The sequence below is a fragment of the Streptomyces sp. NPDC058674 genome, assembly GCF_042716505.1.
In the GTDB taxonomy this organism is placed as follows: Bacteria; Actinomycetota; Actinomycetes; order Streptomycetales; family Streptomycetaceae; genus Streptomyces.
The window spans coordinates 37,592-52,218 of the sequence record NZ_JBHXSC010000002.1; the positions used below are offsets into that span (position 1 = coordinate 37,592).

A 14,627-nucleotide genomic window follows, 5' to 3' on the forward strand; every position below is an offset into this window, starting at 1 on the left:
ACGGATCGCGCAGCCCGCCAGAGGCGCCGTCAGACCCCGGCATGGGCCCGGCCCGTACGAGCCCGCCTACGCCGTATCCGCGTCCGCACACGACCCGCGAGGAGACACCGCCGATGACCACCGCCAACGACATCGCCGCCCTGCGAGCCCGCGCCCTCGAACGCGCCTACGCCCTCACCGACCTGTGGACCGGCGACCCCACCCCCATCACCCGAGCCGACGCCGCCGCGATCTACGCCGACGCCCTCGAACTCGACGGCTGGGAGCAGTCCGACCCCGAGCCCGCGCCCCTCCGCCTCGTCACCGACGGGAGCAGCCGATGACGCCCGCCGAGGAGTTGCACGCCGCAGCCGCGAACCTGCGCGCCCTGGCCACCGCAGCCAGTGCCGGACCCTGGACGGCCGAGCCCGTCGTCTACGGGCCGCCCGAAGACGGCTGGGGCGAGCCGAGCAACTGGGAGATCAGCAGCAGCGACCGGACCGTCGTCGCCCACCAGCAGTACGAAGGCGGCGGCATCGATCACGCGCCCAACGCGGCCTGGATTGCCGCCGTGCACCCCGGCGTCGGCCCCGCGCTCGCCGAGCTTCTGGACGACCACGCCGCCCGCCTCGACGCCACCACCCACCCCGGCTGGCAGAACTCCATAGCCGGACCCGCCCTCGCCGTGGCCCGCACGCTCCTCCAGAGGCAGCCGTGACCAAGAAGCCCGCCAAGACGCAGCCGATCACCGTCGAGGAGCAGGTCGCCCGCCACATCGCCGCCGCCGACTGGGTCGAGGACCCCGCCGACGACGCATGGTGGCGCAGCCGGACACCCGAGTACCGCGACAACTACCTCAGCTACGCCCGGCAGATCATCGCCCTCGTCCGTACCGCCGACACCGGGAGCCGACCGTGACCGCGCCGATCGACTGGGGCGACGAGCCCCCCACGCCACAGCCCGTCGGCCCGCACGCCTGGGCCGAGCACTACAACAAGCAGCGGGAGCAGGCGCCCGCCGGCCGGAAGCTCCTCGACCAGCTCAGCGACCGCGAGCTCGTAGCCCTGTACGAACGCGCCGAGCAGGCCGAGGCCGCCATCGAACGGGCCCGCACGCTGCACCGCTCCACCACCGCCTACGGACGACCCCAACCCATCTGCTCCGAGTGCTCCAGCGCCGACGAACTCGGCAGCACCGACAACGCGCCGGTCGACCACCCCTGTCGAACGCTCGCCGCCCTCGACGGACCGAAGGAGCCCACCCCGTGAGCCACCGCGACCCCGCCAACCTCGCCGCCCGCAACCTCATCGCCGCGCGCCTCACCGAACGCCACGGCCTCGACCCCCTCGACGCCCACACCGCCGTCAGCAGCCTCTACTACGGCCTGCCCACCGAGCACCAGCAGCTCATCCAGCAGGAGACCGACGCCGTACTCCGCGAGCGGGCGAGCGAACTCCAGGCCCGGATCGTCGAGGCCTTCGCGCCCCTCGTCACCGCGTTCCAGGCCCTCGGCGAGGCCACGGCCCGCGCCCGCGAGCAGCACCAGGCGCTGTTCGCCCGCAGCCCGCGGCCCCGGCCGGCGTGGCAGTCCCCGTACGGCCCGCCCTGGAAAGGACACCGCTCATGAGCCAGACCAGCGTCATCGTCATCTGCGTCACCGCCGTCCTGATCGCCCTGATCTGGGCCTCCACCAAGCACCAGCCGAAGGGGAAGTGACCATGGGCTGGGGATCTGGATACCGCGTCTTCAACAACGTCGCCGACGGACTCATCGAAGCCGGGGCCAGCGACGAGGTGAAGGAGAAGACCCTCACCAAGCTCATCGCCGACCTCCAGGCCGAGGACTGGGACACCGAACTCGACAGCCTCCAGAGCTACCGTCACGACCCGGCGATCGTCCGCGCGTTCGCCGCCCACGACATCCACTGGGAGGACTGACCATGGCCATGAGCACTGACCGAATAACCGCCGTCGCTAACTGGCTCATGACCAACGGCATCGACCCGGCCGACGTGCCGATCGACTCGAACATCGTCGTCAACGAGCACACGATCACCCTCGACGTTTACGCCCGCCCGACCACCGACGCCGGGCGCAGCGCGCCAGGGCCCGTCATCGAGCGGCGTTCCGTTCCCTGCGTCAGCCAGCCGCCGGAGCGCTGGCCCGCCTGAGCATGCGCGAGGGGCGCGCCCACAGACCTCCCCAGGCCGGACGCGCCCCCAGGTGCTGATCACGATAACCCCAGACCAGCACCCGGAGCACCCCATGTCGACCACCGCCACCGCCGTCACCCTCCGCACCATCGTCACCCTCTGGCCCAGCCTGACCGACGCCCTCGAAACCCCCACCGCCGGCGCCGGGTTCGGCCTCGGCCTCCGCGGCTACCTCCAAGCCCTCGACCAGCACGAAGCCGCCGAGCAGGCCGCGCTCCGCACCCTCGACCGGGCCGCCGAACGCTCCCCCGAGCAGATCGGCGCCTCCGCCGCCCCCCTCTCGCTCCGGATCGCCGACACGATGCGCACCGTCGAGGTCGCCCTCCATCACCTCGGCACCGACATCGCCGCGACGAACCAGCGCGCGGTGATCACCCCCGCCCCCCGGGACTGGACGGTCGACGACCGGGCCCGCCGCAACCGCATCGCCCGCGAGGACGCACAGGACCGGGCACGCTGGCACTTCACCCCCCACCACACGGCCACGTACAGCGCCCTGTGGCTGATGGCCCGCGTCCAGGGCGGTCGCTGGCCCGGGACACCGCTCACCACCGCGCAGCACGCCCGCGTCCGCAGCGTCGCCGAGGGCGCCCTGGAGCGCATCGAGCGGGCCCTCGACCTCGCGTACGTCCGTCGGGAGCTGGCCATCGACCGGCCCTGCCAGTGTGGCGGCCGCATCGAGGTGTACGGCGGCGCCGGCACCGACCCGGTCGCGCAGTGCGGCGGCTGCGGCGCGTTCTGGACGGAGGCCGGCGTGATCGCGGCCTGAGCACGGCTGTGCCCCGCCCCGGAGCAGCAGGGGGCGGGGCACCTGAAGACCGCGGGGCTGGAGCGCCGTCGGTCGGCGTCCTGCTCGATGGTCACGGCAGGTCGGCGGGCGGCGGCCCGGGCTCCGGCTCGTACACGTGCGGGTCGTCTGCCTGCCACTCGATCAGCTCGGAGCCCCCGAGAACCAGCTCGTCCGGGTCCGGCACCTCGATGCGCCGCAGGAACTCGATCACGTCCGCGTCGGACCCGGCCACCCCGAGGATCGTGTCCACCCCGCGGACACGGATCGTGACCCGCCGGCCCCCGCTCGGGGAGATCCGGTGCACGACGATCGGCGCATGCTCCATCACCCCAGCCTGCGGGAAGCCGGCTAGTCCAGCACGCCGAGCGCGGTGTCCGGCTGACAGTACGGGCACGCCTCAACCCCTCGGCCAGCGCCCTCCGTGTCGCGTCCCGGCCGTAGGGCCGGATCGACCCGCGCCCGGTGACCCACGCCACAGCAGGCGCGGGCGGCAGGAACGGAACCCAACCGCAGCCAGCGGCACGCTAACCCCATGGACCCAATCACCCGCACCACACGCATCTGCACCCGGCCCGCCACCCTCCTCCGCACCCACCACCTCCGCGACCAGCTACAGACCGCAGTGCACTCTTGCACCCGCCACCGCGCCGACACCCAGCGAGACTGGCCCGGCCGCTTCCACTCCACCCCGCCAGTCCAGACGTGCGGCCACGCCACCGACCACCGCCCCTACCCGCAGGCCCTCGCCCACCACATTGAGCTATGGCTCCGACCGGCCTACGCGGTCGCACTGCCCGACACCCCAGACACCGCAGACTGGCCAGCCGTCTTGCAGGAGTGCCTGAACGCAGCCCGGCACGCTAGCCAGCCGCGCGTCGCGGCGGCCCTGATCGACGCCGTCCATCACGCCGGGCGCATGCACCGCGATCCCATCGCGGCCGGGGCGGTACTCCTTGCCGTCGCCGCTGCGGAACGCGCCATTGCCGGACGGTAGAGGACAGCACGGAGCCCCCGATCCGCTGGACCGGGGGCTCCGGCGTGCGCAGCTCAGACTGCGCCCAGCGGCCCCGCCGCCGCCGCGTAGGCAGCGGCATACGCGGCCATCCCTGCATGCTCCAGGCACACGTACTGGTCGCGACGCTGGTCGACCGTCACCACCTCCCCCCTCGCGACTTCGTCGTGGAGGTCACGGGGAGTCACCGCGTCTGGGCTGATGTCCACGCCCACCACCTGATACTCGGCTCTGAAGTGCAGCACGGCCGGCGAAGTGCAGCCCGATGTACAGGTGCGAGGTTCGACGTCAGGGCCGAGGAGGTCAGGGTCGACGAGGCGCACACGCGCCCAGGGGAGGCTGTCGGTCATGGGTGGCACCGTATGGGGGTGCGGCGGAGCACGGTAGGGCGCCCGGGTGTACCCCGGGTAGCACGGAGCCCCCGATCCGCCGGGACCGGGGGCTCAGACGCGCGCGGCTACTCGATCACCTCGACCGGCGCGGCCTCGTCACCCACCTCCAGGCGGGCCCGCTCACGGAAGCCGTCGCGCAGGGCTTCGACGGCCCATAGCTGCCGGTCGACCGGCAGGTGCGCCCACTGGAGCCCGCCGTCCGGGGTGGCCCGGGTCGCACACAGCGTGACGGTGCCATAGCCGACATCCGCCGGGGTGTGCGGGTGTACCAGTGCCATGGCTCAGCCCTTCTCTACCTTCGGTCGCTTGGTGCCGCGCTTACCCTGTGCGATCTGCTGCGCCCGGGTCGGGTGCACGCCGCCGAGGGCCTCCTCGGCGATCTGCGCCCACGTCTTGCCCTGCTCCTTGAGCTTGAGGACCCGGCGCTGACGGAGTTCCCGGAGCTGCGAGTGGTAGTCCGGCCAGGCGTCGAGCACGGCCGTGGCCGCGCGTGCCGCTTCGGCGTCGTCTTCTATGGCCTCCAGGGCCTTGATCGCTTCCACCAGGCGCTGCACCTCCTTGGGTTGATCCGTCATCCGTACTCCCTTCCCTTCGGGAGCGGCTTGCACAACAGGATAGACCCTAGGGTCTTGCGCCGTACAGACCCTAGGGTCTACATTGGTTGTGCGAGGCCACCCACCGTGATCTCCAACTGCCCGAGCGTATCCGTGACGTCGGAGGACACCATGAGCAAGGTCTACAAGCGCACCGAGAACGGCGTCACCACCCTCGTCTCCCTCAAGGAGGGGTCGGCGGAGATGACCCACGCCCAGACGGACGGCAAGCGCCACGTCCGGGAGATGTCCGCCGGCAGCACCGGAGCGCGGATCACCTACCGCGACGGCCGCAGGGTCCTGCTCCTCAAGGTGGACGCCCCGCAGGAAGAGAGCGCGCCGGCCGCCGAGCCCGAGCACTGCGTCTCCGTCCGCGGCGGCGCCATCCACACCAACCGCCCCACCGAGGACGAGGCGTGGCCGCTGTGCCGCACCGGCGGCCAGGACTCCACCGGCACCCACTACACGGTCACCCGGGGCGAACTCACCTGCCGGAACTGCCTCGCCCAGGAGTCGTACCGGACGCTCGCCAGCGCCACCCGCTAGCACGGCGGCCCCGGCCGGAGTTCGCACCTCCAGCCGGGGCCCAGACCAGCCCACAACTCTCACGAAGGAGCGGTCCGCCATGGACCTTACCCGCCGCAACCAGGCCCGACGCCAGCTCGACCACGCCCTCACCGCGCTCGCCGCCACCACCCCCGGCCGCCGCCGCTACATCGCCGCCGAAGCCGAGCGGTACCTCGCCCAGGTCGAACGCCGCCGGCGGCCCTACGGCTACCGGCGCGACTACCGCGACGACATGATCAACCGCCGCGACGCCTTCGAGATGCGCGGCGGCGCCACCGTCGCCGCGATGCTCGGCCTCGCCGTCCGCCCGTCCGACCCGCAGTTCCCCTCGACCGCGCGCGCCATCATCACCGCCGTCGGCGCCCCCGTTGACCAGCTGATCGAAACCGCCCGCACCACGGGCGCCCCCGCCGCCGTCGCGCTCGTGCACCTCCTCGGCGGTGCCCGGTGAGCGCTCAGCAGCAGGCCGAGGAAGGCCTCCGCCGCGCCGTCGCGCAGACCCGCGGTGACGCGCACGCCATCCTCGAAGCCGTGGCCGACCGCTACCGGAAGGTCCGCCACGCCGGGCCGATGACCCGGGGCAGCCGCGAGGCCCGCATCTGCACCGTGTCCACCGAGCTGTTCGGCTACGGGCCGCGCGCCGAGGCCGCCGAGCGGGAGGCGCTGCGCCTGGCCCCGCCCGTCGACCCCAAGCTCCCGCTGACCCGCGGCGAGTACGCGGTGAAACTCCACACGGTCCTGTCGGGGAGGTCCCTGTGATCGAGGACGCCGACGCCACCGCTGCCGAGCTCCTGGCCCTCGCCGCCATCGACCGGAGCAGCGGCAGGACCGCCCGCCGCAACGGCGAAGTCTTCGACGACACCACCGACTACCGCGACGACGTCCTCCGCGACCGCTGCGACTGCGGCGGGAAGTGGTCCGACGACCCGACCAACCCGGACTGGCACACGTCCGAGTGCACCGGCCTCGCCGCGATCGGCTACTGACCCACCCCGCCCCGGCCGGGCCCGCCCTCGCGCGCCCGGCCCCCGCACGCCCTGGAGCAGCTCCGTGAATACGCCCGCCCGCGGCCTCGGCCGAGGCACCCGCATCGCGTGGTACGCCGTCCTCGCCATGATGCTCGTCGCCGCCGCCTGGTCCATCAGCGGCAAGCTCACCGCCTGGGGCATGGACTGGCGCCTCGCCCTCGGCCTCTCCCTCATGTTCGACCTCGCCGGACTCATCTGTGCCGCCTACGCCCGCCGCGCCATCGAACGCGGCACCCCCGCCGGCCTGCCCCGCCTCGCGATCTTCGCGTTCGTCTCCGTCTCCGGAGCGATCAACTGGTCCCACGGCCGGCAGGTTGGCGGCCTCGTCGCCGCGTACGGCCTCGCCTCGATCAGCTTCGCCGTCGAGCTGCTCTTCGAACTCCACCGCCGGGACGTCCGAGACGAGCAACGCGCCGAACGCGGCCTCGTCGCCGAACGGATGCCGCACATCCCCCTCCTCGGCTGGATCATGTACCCGGGCCGGGCCTGGGCGACGCTGCGCGGCGCGGTCGGCGCCCGCCTCGATGTCCTCGACCCCGTCCAGACGGACAGGCGACCTGTCCGCAAGGACACGCCCGGACGGTCCCCCGCGACTGTCCGGTCCGCTGTCCGCGCTGTCCTGTCCATCACCCCCGACGCATCCGTCCATGACGTCCTGGACCACCTGGACACGGTCGGCGTGAACGCAGACGAGGACACTGTCCGCGCCATCATGGACGGACAGCAGGACACGAAGGACAGCAGGTCAGACGGCCGTGTCCGCCCGATCGCCCCACACGGGCAGTCCGTGACGGACACCATTCGGACAGCCCTGTCTTCCGGGATCGAAGACAAGGACGCTGTCGTGTCCTATGTCCGCAAGATCCACGGGGATGATGTCCCGCGCCCCACGATCATCAGGACACGCACCCGCGTGCTCGCAGAGTACGAGCGGCGGGGCGCCTGATGACCGAGGTCCGGATCACCCGCCTCATCCCGCCCGGCGCCCCGCTCCCGGCTCGGCCGCCGGAGCCCGGCGAAGCCCCGCCCTGGCGCGCAGCTCCGCCGCCCCCGGCCCCGCCGCCCCCACCGCCGGCCGAGCCCGTCTGGTACTCGGCACCCCAGCCACCGCCCGGCCCGATCGATGTCCGCGTCACGTTCGCGCCCTACGCCCCCGAGCCCGAACCGCCGTACGACTGGTCATGGCTCTGGCACTGGGCCCGCCCGCTCTCATCGTTCACGGCCGCGCTCATCGCCGTCGCCCCGATCCTCCCCGACGGGCTCGGGCTCGGGACCGGCTGGGCCGCAGCCCTCACCGACTGCCGCACCGAAGCCGGACTCGCCCCCGCCTACATCCTCGCCAGCCTCAGCATCGCCGGGCCCTTCGCCATCGACCTCGCCCGCCCCCGCCTCTGGACCCGCACAGCCCTCGCCGTCGGCCTGATCGGCACCTTCGGCATGGTCCACCCCTACGACATCGTCACCGCGGTGACCGGAGTCCACCCATGAACATCGGCCTCACCCTCGCCGGCCTCGGCATCAGCCTCGTGATCCTCTACGCCAACGCCCGCACCTGGTGGAAAGCAGGCAAGGACCCCAAGACGCTCGGCCCGTTCGGCGCCGGCTTCACCCTCGGAGCCCTCGCCACCGTCTGCACCGGCGGCCTCCTCGGGTTCCTCGCCGGCTGCACCGTCCAGGCCACCAACGGCACCGGCGCCCGGGTCGTCCCCGGCTCCACCGGCACCCCCAGCCAGCCCCTCGCGCAGGGCTCCCTCGGCCAACTCACCCCCGAGGGCGGCCTCGTCGTCTTCCTCCTCGCCGCAGGCGTCACCCTCGCCTGGAGGGCCGCGGGCAAGGACGTCAAGAAGCGCATGGCAGGCGGCCTGCTGTGCGGGGCCTGCCTGTGCGCCACCGCCGGATTCGCCTCGCTCCTCGACGGCCTGCCGCAGGCCGCGAACGGCATCGGCATGGCCATCCGCCTCGCCGCCGAAGGGCAGGGAGTCCTGTGACGGCGCTGCGGGCGGCCGCCGACCGGCTGTGGCGCGGCTCCGCGCTGCTCGGTCAGCAGCGCGTCGCCGGGCTCGCCGACTGGGTGCGTGCCAGTGGCGGCCCCGCGGGACTTGCAGGCCGCCTCCTGCTCGTCCTCGGCGCCGGCCTGCTCGTGTGGCGGGCCGCCCGGCTGTGGCCGGCCCTGCTGTGGCTCGCCGTCCCCGCGTGGTGCGTGGCCGCCTGGCGGGCCGTCCCACCCGTCCCCGACGAGCCCCTCGGCGAGGACATCGACGGGCCCCCGGCCACGCCCCCAGGGGATGCGATCCGGGCCCTGCTCTGGCAGCTCATCGGGGACGCTCCCGGGGTCCACCTCAACACCGTCCTCGCCCACCTCCAAGAGCACGGCCACCACCCCACGTGGAAGGTCGCCGATCTGCGCCAGCATCTGGAGCGTCACGGCATCCCCGTCGACCTCAAGTTGAAGCTCGCCGGGACCCCCACCCGCGGGGTCCGCAGGGACGCGCTCGGCACCCCTCCTCCGGCCGCCGCCCAGGCCCCGTCTCCCGCCGCGTCTCCCGCCGTCTGACCTGCGCGTCTCCCACCGCGTCTACCGCGATCTCCCGCCCGGTCTCCCGGGCGTCTCCCCCCGATTGGAGCCCACCGTGGCACTCCGCAAGACGATGCCCATCTCCGAACTCCGCGACCTCAACCAGCAGTCGAAGCAGGCCGCACCGAAGCCGCCGACCCCGCCTCAGCCCGAGCCGGGCAACTGAATTCGGCCACGCAGAGGGGGTGTCATACCAGCCACTTCCGGCGTAGCGTGACTCTCGCAGCGCCTGCCTCCCCGGCGGCACCAGCTCCTCCAGGTGTTGGCGCCGCCCGAGCCCCGCCGTGACCACCCCCACGGCGGGGCTCTCTGCTGCCCGCTTGCCGAAACGGAACGTCTCGTCTACAGTCGCCAGCAGATCCGGCGTGCCCGAACGCAGAAGCCCCGCCACCGCGCGGGGCTTTCGCACGTCACAGGTACGTCACATCCGCCACACAGCCCCGGCCGCGCCGACACCATGGCGCGATGCGAACACACCACATGATCACCACCCTTGCCGCCGCCGGCCTGCTCGCCCTCACCGGCTGCACCCCGGGCACCAGCAGCGAACCGAAGCCCGCCGACAAGCCGACCACTGGCGCCCCGACTCCCGCAGCACCGGCGAGCAGCGCCCCCGCCACCCAGTCGACGACCGTGACACCCGCCGCCTCGAAGCCGGCCGCCCCCGCGAAGACCGTCCCCAACTTTGTCGGCCAAGTCCTCCAGACCGCCCAGGACGGGGCGCAGGCCGAGGGGTTCTTCCTGCTGGCCTCGCACGACTCGCTCGGTCAGAGCCGCATGCAGGTCCTTGACCGCAACTGGAAGGTCTGCACGCAGACCCCCGCGGCCGGCACGAAGGCCAGCACTGACACCAAGATCGATTTCGGTACCGTCAAGATCGAAGAAGCCTGCCCCTGACAGACCCCCGCCGCCGGCCGGCTCCCGCGCCCTGATGCGGTAGAGCCCCGGCGGCGGGCCCCAGACCACTCACGCGGAGTGGGCGCAGGGTGCAGCCGCCCGGGACGAGGGCCCCGGGCGGCAACCCGCAGAGAGCGAGCCCCCCGTGTACATCCTCCGGTCCCTGCTCGCCGCCCTCGCACTCACCGCAGCCACCTGCCTCCCCACAACCATCGCGGCGCCCGCGGCCGCCGCGACCCCGCCCGTCATCCGCGTCATGCCCCTCGGCGACAGCATCACCGCCGGCCTCGGCTCCACCACCGGCGCCGGCTACCGGCTCCCCCTCTGGCAGCGCGCCGCCGCACAGACCCGGTACCGCATCGACTACGTCGGCGGCCAGAACGCGGGCGCCGTCCCCGACGCCGACCACGAGGGTCACCGCGGCTGGCACATCAGCCAGATCCGCGCCGAGATCGACGGCTTGCTCACCACCGCGCAGCCGACGTACGTCCTCTTGCACATCGGCATCAACGACCTTGCGTGGGGGGCCAACCCGCAGACCGCGGCCGACGCGCTCACCGACCTGATCGACCGAATCCAGGCCCGGCAGCCCGGCGTGACCATCCTGCTCCTCGGGCTCATCCCCACCACGCAGGGACTCCAGCAGCCCGTCGCCGCCTACAACCAGCGCGCGGCCGGGATCGCCCGGCCCCGCCTGCACTACCTCGGCGCCCCCGCGCTCACCATCGGCGAGATGGCCGACAGCCTGCATCCGAACGACGTCGGCTACGCGCGCCTCGCCGACACCCTGTACACCGAGCTGACCCGGCGCGAGATCGCCCGCCAGCGAGCCACCGGCACCCAGCCGACCGCCCCCACCGGCTGGACCCCCACCGCCCCAGCACCCCGGAGGTGACCGGATGTACAACAACCAGACCACCAACCCGGTCACCCCCGACGAGATCGAAGAGATCCGCCGACTCCACGCCGAAGGCCACAGCCGAAACGAGATCGCCCGCCGGATCGGCCGCGGCGGCCGCGTCGTCTCCGTCCACTGCGCGCGCATGGGATTGACGTTCGACCGCGCCGGCACCGAAGCAGCCACCGCCGCGCGCATCGCCGACCTCGCCGAGAAGCGCAGCATCCTCGCCGACGCGCTCGTAGACGACGCCCTGCGGCTCTCCGCCCAGGTATGGGAGCCGACCGTCGTCTACAACATCGGGGGCAAGGACAACACCTACACGTCCGAGCCGGTCCCGGAGCCGCCGCCAGCCGACAAGCGCGCGCTGATGGCCGCTGCTACAGCCGCAGCCGCGCAGTCGCTGCGCCTGGTGCCGCCGGAGACCGAGACCGAGGGCATGGCCGCCGTCGACCAGTGGCTGAGGGGGATGATGGGCGGCACCCCGGCGCCCGAGTAGCCGACCGGGAGGGGCCCTGCCGTGTACAAGGCCCTCGTGGGGAAGCAGCTCCGTTCCACCCAGCTCGCGACCGCCCGCGGGAACCTGTGGGAGGGCGCGGTCCGTTCGTCGAAGACGATCTCCTCGATCATGGCGTGGCTGCGGTACGTCCGCACCGGCCCGGCCGGGCCGCTCCTCATGGTCGGCAAGACCGAGCGGACCCTGAAGCGCAACATCATCGACCCGATGATCGAGATGCTCGGCCCGAAGCGCTGCGTGTACAAGGCGGGCGCGGGCGAGCTGGTCCTCCTCGGCCGGACGATCTACACCGCCGGGGCGAACGACGAGCGGGCCGCCGAAAAAATCAAGGGGCTCACGCTCGCGGGCGCGTACCTCGATGAGGTGACCACGTTCCCCGAGACGTTCTTCTCGATGCTCGGCACACGCCTGTCCATCGAGGGCGCGCAGTGGTTCGGCACGACCAACCCCGAGGGGCCGAACCACTGGCTGAAGAAGAAGTTCCTGGACCGGGCCCGGATGCACGTGCGCCGCGACGGCACAATCTCCGAGTCGCAGGCCGCCGATGCGATCGACCTGCACCGCTTCAGCTTCAGCCTCGACGACAACCCCTACCTGCCCGCCAAGTACGTCGCCGACCTCAAGGTCGAGTACCAGGGGCTGTTCTACAAGCGCTACGTGCTTGGCGAGTGGTGCCTGGCCGAGGGCGTCGTCTACGACATGTGGGACGAGGCCCGGCACATTGTCGACATCGTCCCGGCCATCGACCGGTGGATGTGCGTCGGGCTGGACTACGGCACCATCAACCCGTTCTCCGCGCTGCTCGTCGGCGTCGGAAGCGACAGCCGGCTGTACGTGGCGAGCGAGTACCGGCACGACTCCCGGACGGCCCGCCGGCAGCTGACCGACGCCGCATACAGCCAGGGCGTACGGGACTGGCTCGCTACGCACGAGCACGGCGGCGCGCGCGGGGTGACCCCTCAGTGGGTGTTCGTCGACCCGTCCGCGGCCTCGTTCATGACGCAGCTGTGGGCCGATGGCGTCCCCGGCGTCGCGAAGGCGCAGAACGACGTCAAGGACGGCATCCGCTCGGTGTCGGTGGCCCTCGGCTCCAACGTGCTGTCCGTGCACCGCTCGTGCAAGGGCCTCCTGTCGGAGATCGGCTCGTACGCCTGGGACCCGAAGGCCGCCGAGAAGGGCGAGGACAAGCCGCTGAAAGTCGACGACCACTCGGTCGACGCCCTGCGGTACGCGCTGCACTCGACGTCGCACGAATGGCGGGGCCTGCTCCGCCCGACCCTGGAGGTGGCAGCGTGAGCCGACCGAACGCCGAGCAGGCCCTCGACAACGCCGCCCGCCTCCTCGAAGCCGCCGAGCTGGAGATGACGAACCTGCCGCTCATGGAGCGCTACGACGAACTCGCCTCGTCCTGGCTCCAGTACGCCGGCCTCGTCGTCGAAGTGGACCGCACCTGATGGCCCTCATCGCCCGGTTCCCCGTCTTTCTCCGCGTCGGCGACGCCCCCGAGGCCGAGATCGCCACCATTGACTTCCCCATCAACGGCAACGGGCAGGTCACCGTCAACCGGAAGGCCATCGCGAACATGCTCCGCGCCGCCGCCGACGCCTTCGAAAGCCCTTCCGAGGAGGTGCCCGATGCCGCTGCCTGACCGGGGCGCACCGTGGCCCCCGATCGACCCGGCCGTCCGAAGCGACATCGCAGACTGGTCCGCCTGGTACTCCGCGAACCCCGACCGCCTTTCGTACCGCTACCTCAACCGGCACCGCGACGGACGCAGCTTCGGGCAGCCCCTCAACAGGCCGTCGCAGTACCGCGGCGGCCTCGTCGGCACCGTCGCCCGCTGGTTCTGGGGCGAGCCGACCCCGCTCGGCGAGAAGCGCACCAAGCTCCACATGCCGCTCGCCCGAGACCTCGCGCGGACGTCCAGCGACCTTCTGTTCTCCGAGCCGCCCAAGCTCATCACGAAGGACACGGCAACCCGCGACCGCCTCGAAGACCTCATGGAGACCGGACTCCGCCGCACCCTGCTCGCCCAGGCCGAGGTCACCGCCGCACTCGGCGGCGCCTACCTGCGTGCCGTCTGGGACCGCGACGTCAGCGAACGGCCGTGGATCTCCATGGTCCGAGCCGACGGCGCCGCACCCACCTTCCTTCACGAGCGGCTCCGCGGAGTCACGTTCTGGACCGTCCTCGCCGTCGACGGACAGAAGGTGATCCGGCACCTGGAACGGCACGAGCCCGGCGTCATCCTCCACGGCGTTTACGAAGGCACCGAGGACAACCTCGGCAAACCGATCGACCTCGGCGCCTTCGACGAGACGAAGCGCCTGGTGCCGGTGCAGAACCTGCCGATCGGGACGCGACTCGCCACCTCGTACATCCCCAACACCATGACCGCCCCCGACTGGCATGACCTCCCCGGCGCCGCCGGCCTCGGCACCAGCGACTACCAGGGGTCAGAAACGCTGCTCTCCGCGATCGACGAGACGTACACGAGCTGGATGCGCGACGTGCGCCTCGCCCGCTCCCGAATCATGGTCCCGGCCGGCTACCTCCAGTCGATGGGCCCCGGCCGCGGCGTAGCGTTCGAGGATCGCGAGGTCTTCGCCGAGATGAACATCCCGCCCACCAGCGATCACCAGATCACCGAGAACCAGTTCAAGATCCGGCACGTCGAACACCGCGAGACCCTCGCCGACCTGTTCGGGCGGGTCATCCACACTGCCGGGTACAGCAGCGGCACCCTCGGCGAAGACGGCGGCGGCCCGGCCGTCACCGCGACGGAGATCAAGGCCCGCAACGCCCGCTCGATGTCCACGCGGGCCCGGAAGTCGGAGCTGGAGGGCGTCGGCATCGCCGACCAGACGGAGGTCATCCTCATGCTGGAAGCCTCCGACCTGTTCCCCGGCCTGTCCTCGGTGCCGGTGGAGCGCCCGCAGGTGCTGTTCGCCGACTCAGTGCAGGACGACGTCAAGGTGCTGGCGGAGTCCGCCGAGCTGTACCGCCGTGCCGAGGCCATGTCCACGGAGACGCTCGTGGCGCTGGTCAACAAGGACCGTGACGCGGACTGGCAGGCCGCCGAAGTCCGCCGGATCATGCGCGAGTCCGGCCGTGAGGTCGCCGACCCGGCGGCCGTCGGCGCCGAATAGCCCTGGGGAGGCGGTCCG

Annotated in this window: 27 protein-coding genes; 23 read left to right on the forward strand and 4 right to left on the reverse strand. The window is 72.2% G+C overall.

What is annotated here, in order from left to right; translation table 11 throughout:
• The first annotated feature begins 113 nt into the window (after nt 1–113).
• The 8 genes from ACFWU6_RS01355 to ACFWU6_RS01390 all read left to right on the forward strand — a co-directional run bounded on the left by ACFWU6_RS01355 (nt 114) and on the right by ACFWU6_RS01390 (nt 2,960).
• On the forward strand, nt 114–323 hold the full coding sequence (locus ACFWU6_RS01355; RefSeq protein WP_383977384.1) for a hypothetical protein: 210 nt from the start codon (nt 114–116) through the stop codon (nt 321–323).
• On the forward strand, nt 320–697 hold the full coding sequence (locus ACFWU6_RS01360; protein ID WP_383977388.1) for a hypothetical protein: 378 nt from the start codon (nt 320–322) through the stop codon (nt 695–697). Before ACFWU6_RS01355 ends, ACFWU6_RS01360 begins: the two co-directional genes overlap by 4 nt.
• A complete protein-coding gene (locus ACFWU6_RS01365) occupies nt 694–897 on the forward strand; it encodes a hypothetical protein (RefSeq protein WP_383977391.1) in 204 nt (67 codons plus the stop codon). Before ACFWU6_RS01360 ends, ACFWU6_RS01365 begins: the two co-directional genes overlap by 4 nt.
• Nucleotides 894–1,247, forward strand: a complete 354-nt coding sequence (locus tag ACFWU6_RS01370) for a hypothetical protein (protein ID WP_383977394.1) — start codon at nt 894–896, stop codon at nt 1,245–1,247. Before ACFWU6_RS01365 ends, ACFWU6_RS01370 begins: the two co-directional genes overlap by 4 nt.
• Nucleotides 1,244–1,606, forward strand: a complete 363-nt coding sequence (locus ACFWU6_RS01375) for a hypothetical protein (RefSeq protein ID WP_383977397.1) — start codon at nt 1,244–1,246, stop codon at nt 1,604–1,606. Before ACFWU6_RS01370 ends, ACFWU6_RS01375 begins: the two co-directional genes overlap by 4 nt.
• A 91-nt stretch (nt 1,607–1,697) precedes the next feature.
• On the forward strand, nt 1,698–1,916 hold the full coding sequence (locus ACFWU6_RS01380; RefSeq protein ID WP_383977400.1) for a hypothetical protein: 219 nt from the start codon (nt 1,698–1,700) through the stop codon (nt 1,914–1,916).
• A gap of 2 nt (nt 1,917–1,918) precedes the next feature.
• A complete protein-coding gene (locus ACFWU6_RS01385) occupies nt 1,919–2,149 on the forward strand; it encodes a hypothetical protein (RefSeq protein WP_383977403.1) in 231 nt (76 codons plus the stop codon).
• A gap of 94 nt (nt 2,150–2,243) precedes the next feature.
• A complete protein-coding gene (locus tag ACFWU6_RS01390; protein ID WP_383977406.1) occupies nt 2,244–2,960 on the forward strand; it encodes a hypothetical protein in 717 nt (238 codons plus the stop codon).
• A gap of 91 nt (nt 2,961–3,051) precedes the next feature.
• Here ACFWU6_RS01390 and ACFWU6_RS01395 read toward each other — a convergent pair whose 3' ends face one another.
• The 4 genes from ACFWU6_RS01395 to ACFWU6_RS01410 form a co-directional block, all read right to left on the reverse strand.
• Entirely contained in the window at nt 3,052–3,306 is a 255-nt protein-coding gene (locus ACFWU6_RS01395) for a hypothetical protein (RefSeq protein ID WP_383977409.1), read from the reverse strand.
• Nucleotides 3,307–4,028: 722 nt separating this feature from the next.
• Complete coding sequence (locus ACFWU6_RS01400; protein WP_383977411.1) at nt 4,029–4,343, reverse strand: hypothetical protein; 315 nt, start codon at nt 4,341–4,343, stop codon at nt 4,029–4,031.
• A gap of 107 nt (nt 4,344–4,450) precedes the next feature.
• Complete coding sequence (locus ACFWU6_RS01405) at nt 4,451–4,663, reverse strand: hypothetical protein (RefSeq protein ID WP_383977414.1); 213 nt, start codon at nt 4,661–4,663, stop codon at nt 4,451–4,453.
• A 3-nt stretch (nt 4,664–4,666) separates the two neighbouring features.
• Nucleotides 4,667–4,960, reverse strand: coding sequence for a hypothetical protein (locus tag ACFWU6_RS01410; RefSeq protein ID WP_383977416.1), 294 nt, complete (start codon nt 4,958–4,960; stop codon nt 4,667–4,669).
• Nucleotides 4,961–5,110: 150 nt separating this feature from the next.
• Between ACFWU6_RS01410 and ACFWU6_RS01415 the strand changes: the two genes are divergently transcribed.
• The 15 genes from ACFWU6_RS01415 (at nt 5,111) to ACFWU6_RS01485 (ending at nt 14,609) form a co-directional block, all read left to right on the forward strand.
• Entirely contained in the window at nt 5,111–5,524 is a 414-nt protein-coding gene (locus ACFWU6_RS01415; protein ID WP_383977419.1) for a hypothetical protein, read from the forward strand.
• A gap of 79 nt (nt 5,525–5,603) precedes the next feature.
• Nucleotides 5,604–5,996 (forward strand): hypothetical protein, encoded by a 393-nt coding sequence (locus ACFWU6_RS01420; RefSeq protein ID WP_383977422.1) that lies wholly within the window; start codon nt 5,604–5,606, stop codon nt 5,994–5,996.
• On the forward strand, nt 5,993–6,304 hold the full coding sequence (locus tag ACFWU6_RS01425) for a hypothetical protein (RefSeq protein WP_383977425.1): 312 nt from the start codon (nt 5,993–5,995) through the stop codon (nt 6,302–6,304). The genes ACFWU6_RS01420 and ACFWU6_RS01425 overlap by 4 nt, the downstream gene beginning before the upstream one ends.
• Nucleotides 6,301–6,531 carry a hypothetical protein gene (locus ACFWU6_RS01430; protein WP_383977427.1) on the forward strand — a complete coding sequence of 77 codons (231 nt, stop codon included), beginning with the start codon at nt 6,301–6,303 and terminating at the stop codon, nt 6,529–6,531. Before ACFWU6_RS01425 ends, ACFWU6_RS01430 begins: the two co-directional genes overlap by 4 nt.
• Before the next feature lie 64 nt (nt 6,532–6,595).
• A complete protein-coding gene (locus ACFWU6_RS01435) occupies nt 6,596–7,519 on the forward strand; it encodes a DUF2637 domain-containing protein (protein ID WP_383977430.1) in 924 nt (307 codons plus the stop codon).
• The gene (locus tag ACFWU6_RS01440) at nt 7,519–8,061 is read left to right on the forward strand and encodes a hypothetical protein (protein ID WP_383977433.1); all 543 of its coding nucleotides are present in this window, start codon (nt 7,519–7,521) and stop codon (nt 8,059–8,061) included. The genes ACFWU6_RS01435 and ACFWU6_RS01440 overlap by 1 nt, the downstream gene beginning before the upstream one ends.
• On the forward strand, nt 8,058–8,561 hold the full coding sequence (locus ACFWU6_RS01445) for a hypothetical protein (protein WP_383977436.1): 504 nt from the start codon (nt 8,058–8,060) through the stop codon (nt 8,559–8,561). Before ACFWU6_RS01440 ends, ACFWU6_RS01445 begins: the two co-directional genes overlap by 4 nt.
• The gene (locus tag ACFWU6_RS01450) at nt 8,558–9,127 is read left to right on the forward strand and encodes a hypothetical protein (protein ID WP_383977439.1); all 570 of its coding nucleotides are present in this window, start codon (nt 8,558–8,560) and stop codon (nt 9,125–9,127) included. The genes ACFWU6_RS01445 and ACFWU6_RS01450 overlap by 4 nt, the downstream gene beginning before the upstream one ends.
• Nucleotides 9,128–9,613: 486 nt before the next feature.
• Nucleotides 9,614–10,045, forward strand: a complete 432-nt coding sequence (locus ACFWU6_RS01455) for a hypothetical protein (protein ID WP_383977442.1) — start codon at nt 9,614–9,616, stop codon at nt 10,043–10,045.
• A 145-nt stretch (nt 10,046–10,190) separates the two neighbouring features.
• Nucleotides 10,191–10,940: an SGNH/GDSL hydrolase family protein gene (locus tag ACFWU6_RS01460; RefSeq protein ID WP_383977445.1), complete on the forward strand. Its 750-nt coding sequence runs from the start codon at nt 10,191–10,193 to the stop codon at nt 10,938–10,940.
• 4 nt (nt 10,941–10,944) lie between these two features.
• A complete protein-coding gene (locus tag ACFWU6_RS01465) occupies nt 10,945–11,442 on the forward strand; it encodes a helix-turn-helix domain-containing protein (protein ID WP_383977447.1) in 498 nt (165 codons plus the stop codon).
• A gap of 36 nt (nt 11,443–11,478) precedes the next feature.
• A complete protein-coding gene (locus tag ACFWU6_RS01470) occupies nt 11,479–12,756 on the forward strand; it encodes a PBSX family phage terminase large subunit (protein WP_383977450.1) in 1,278 nt (425 codons plus the stop codon).
• Entirely contained in the window at nt 12,753–12,914 is a 162-nt protein-coding gene (locus tag ACFWU6_RS01475; protein ID WP_383977453.1) for a hypothetical protein, read from the forward strand. Before ACFWU6_RS01470 ends, ACFWU6_RS01475 begins: the two co-directional genes overlap by 4 nt.
• Nucleotides 12,914–13,108 (forward strand): hypothetical protein, encoded by a 195-nt coding sequence (locus tag ACFWU6_RS01480; protein ID WP_383977456.1) that lies wholly within the window; start codon nt 12,914–12,916, stop codon nt 13,106–13,108. Before ACFWU6_RS01475 ends, ACFWU6_RS01480 begins: the two co-directional genes overlap by 1 nt.
• Entirely contained in the window at nt 13,095–14,609 is a 1,515-nt protein-coding gene (locus ACFWU6_RS01485; RefSeq protein WP_383977459.1) for a capsid protein, read from the forward strand. Before ACFWU6_RS01480 ends, ACFWU6_RS01485 begins: the two co-directional genes overlap by 14 nt.
• Nucleotides 14,610–14,627 lie beyond the last annotated feature (18 nt).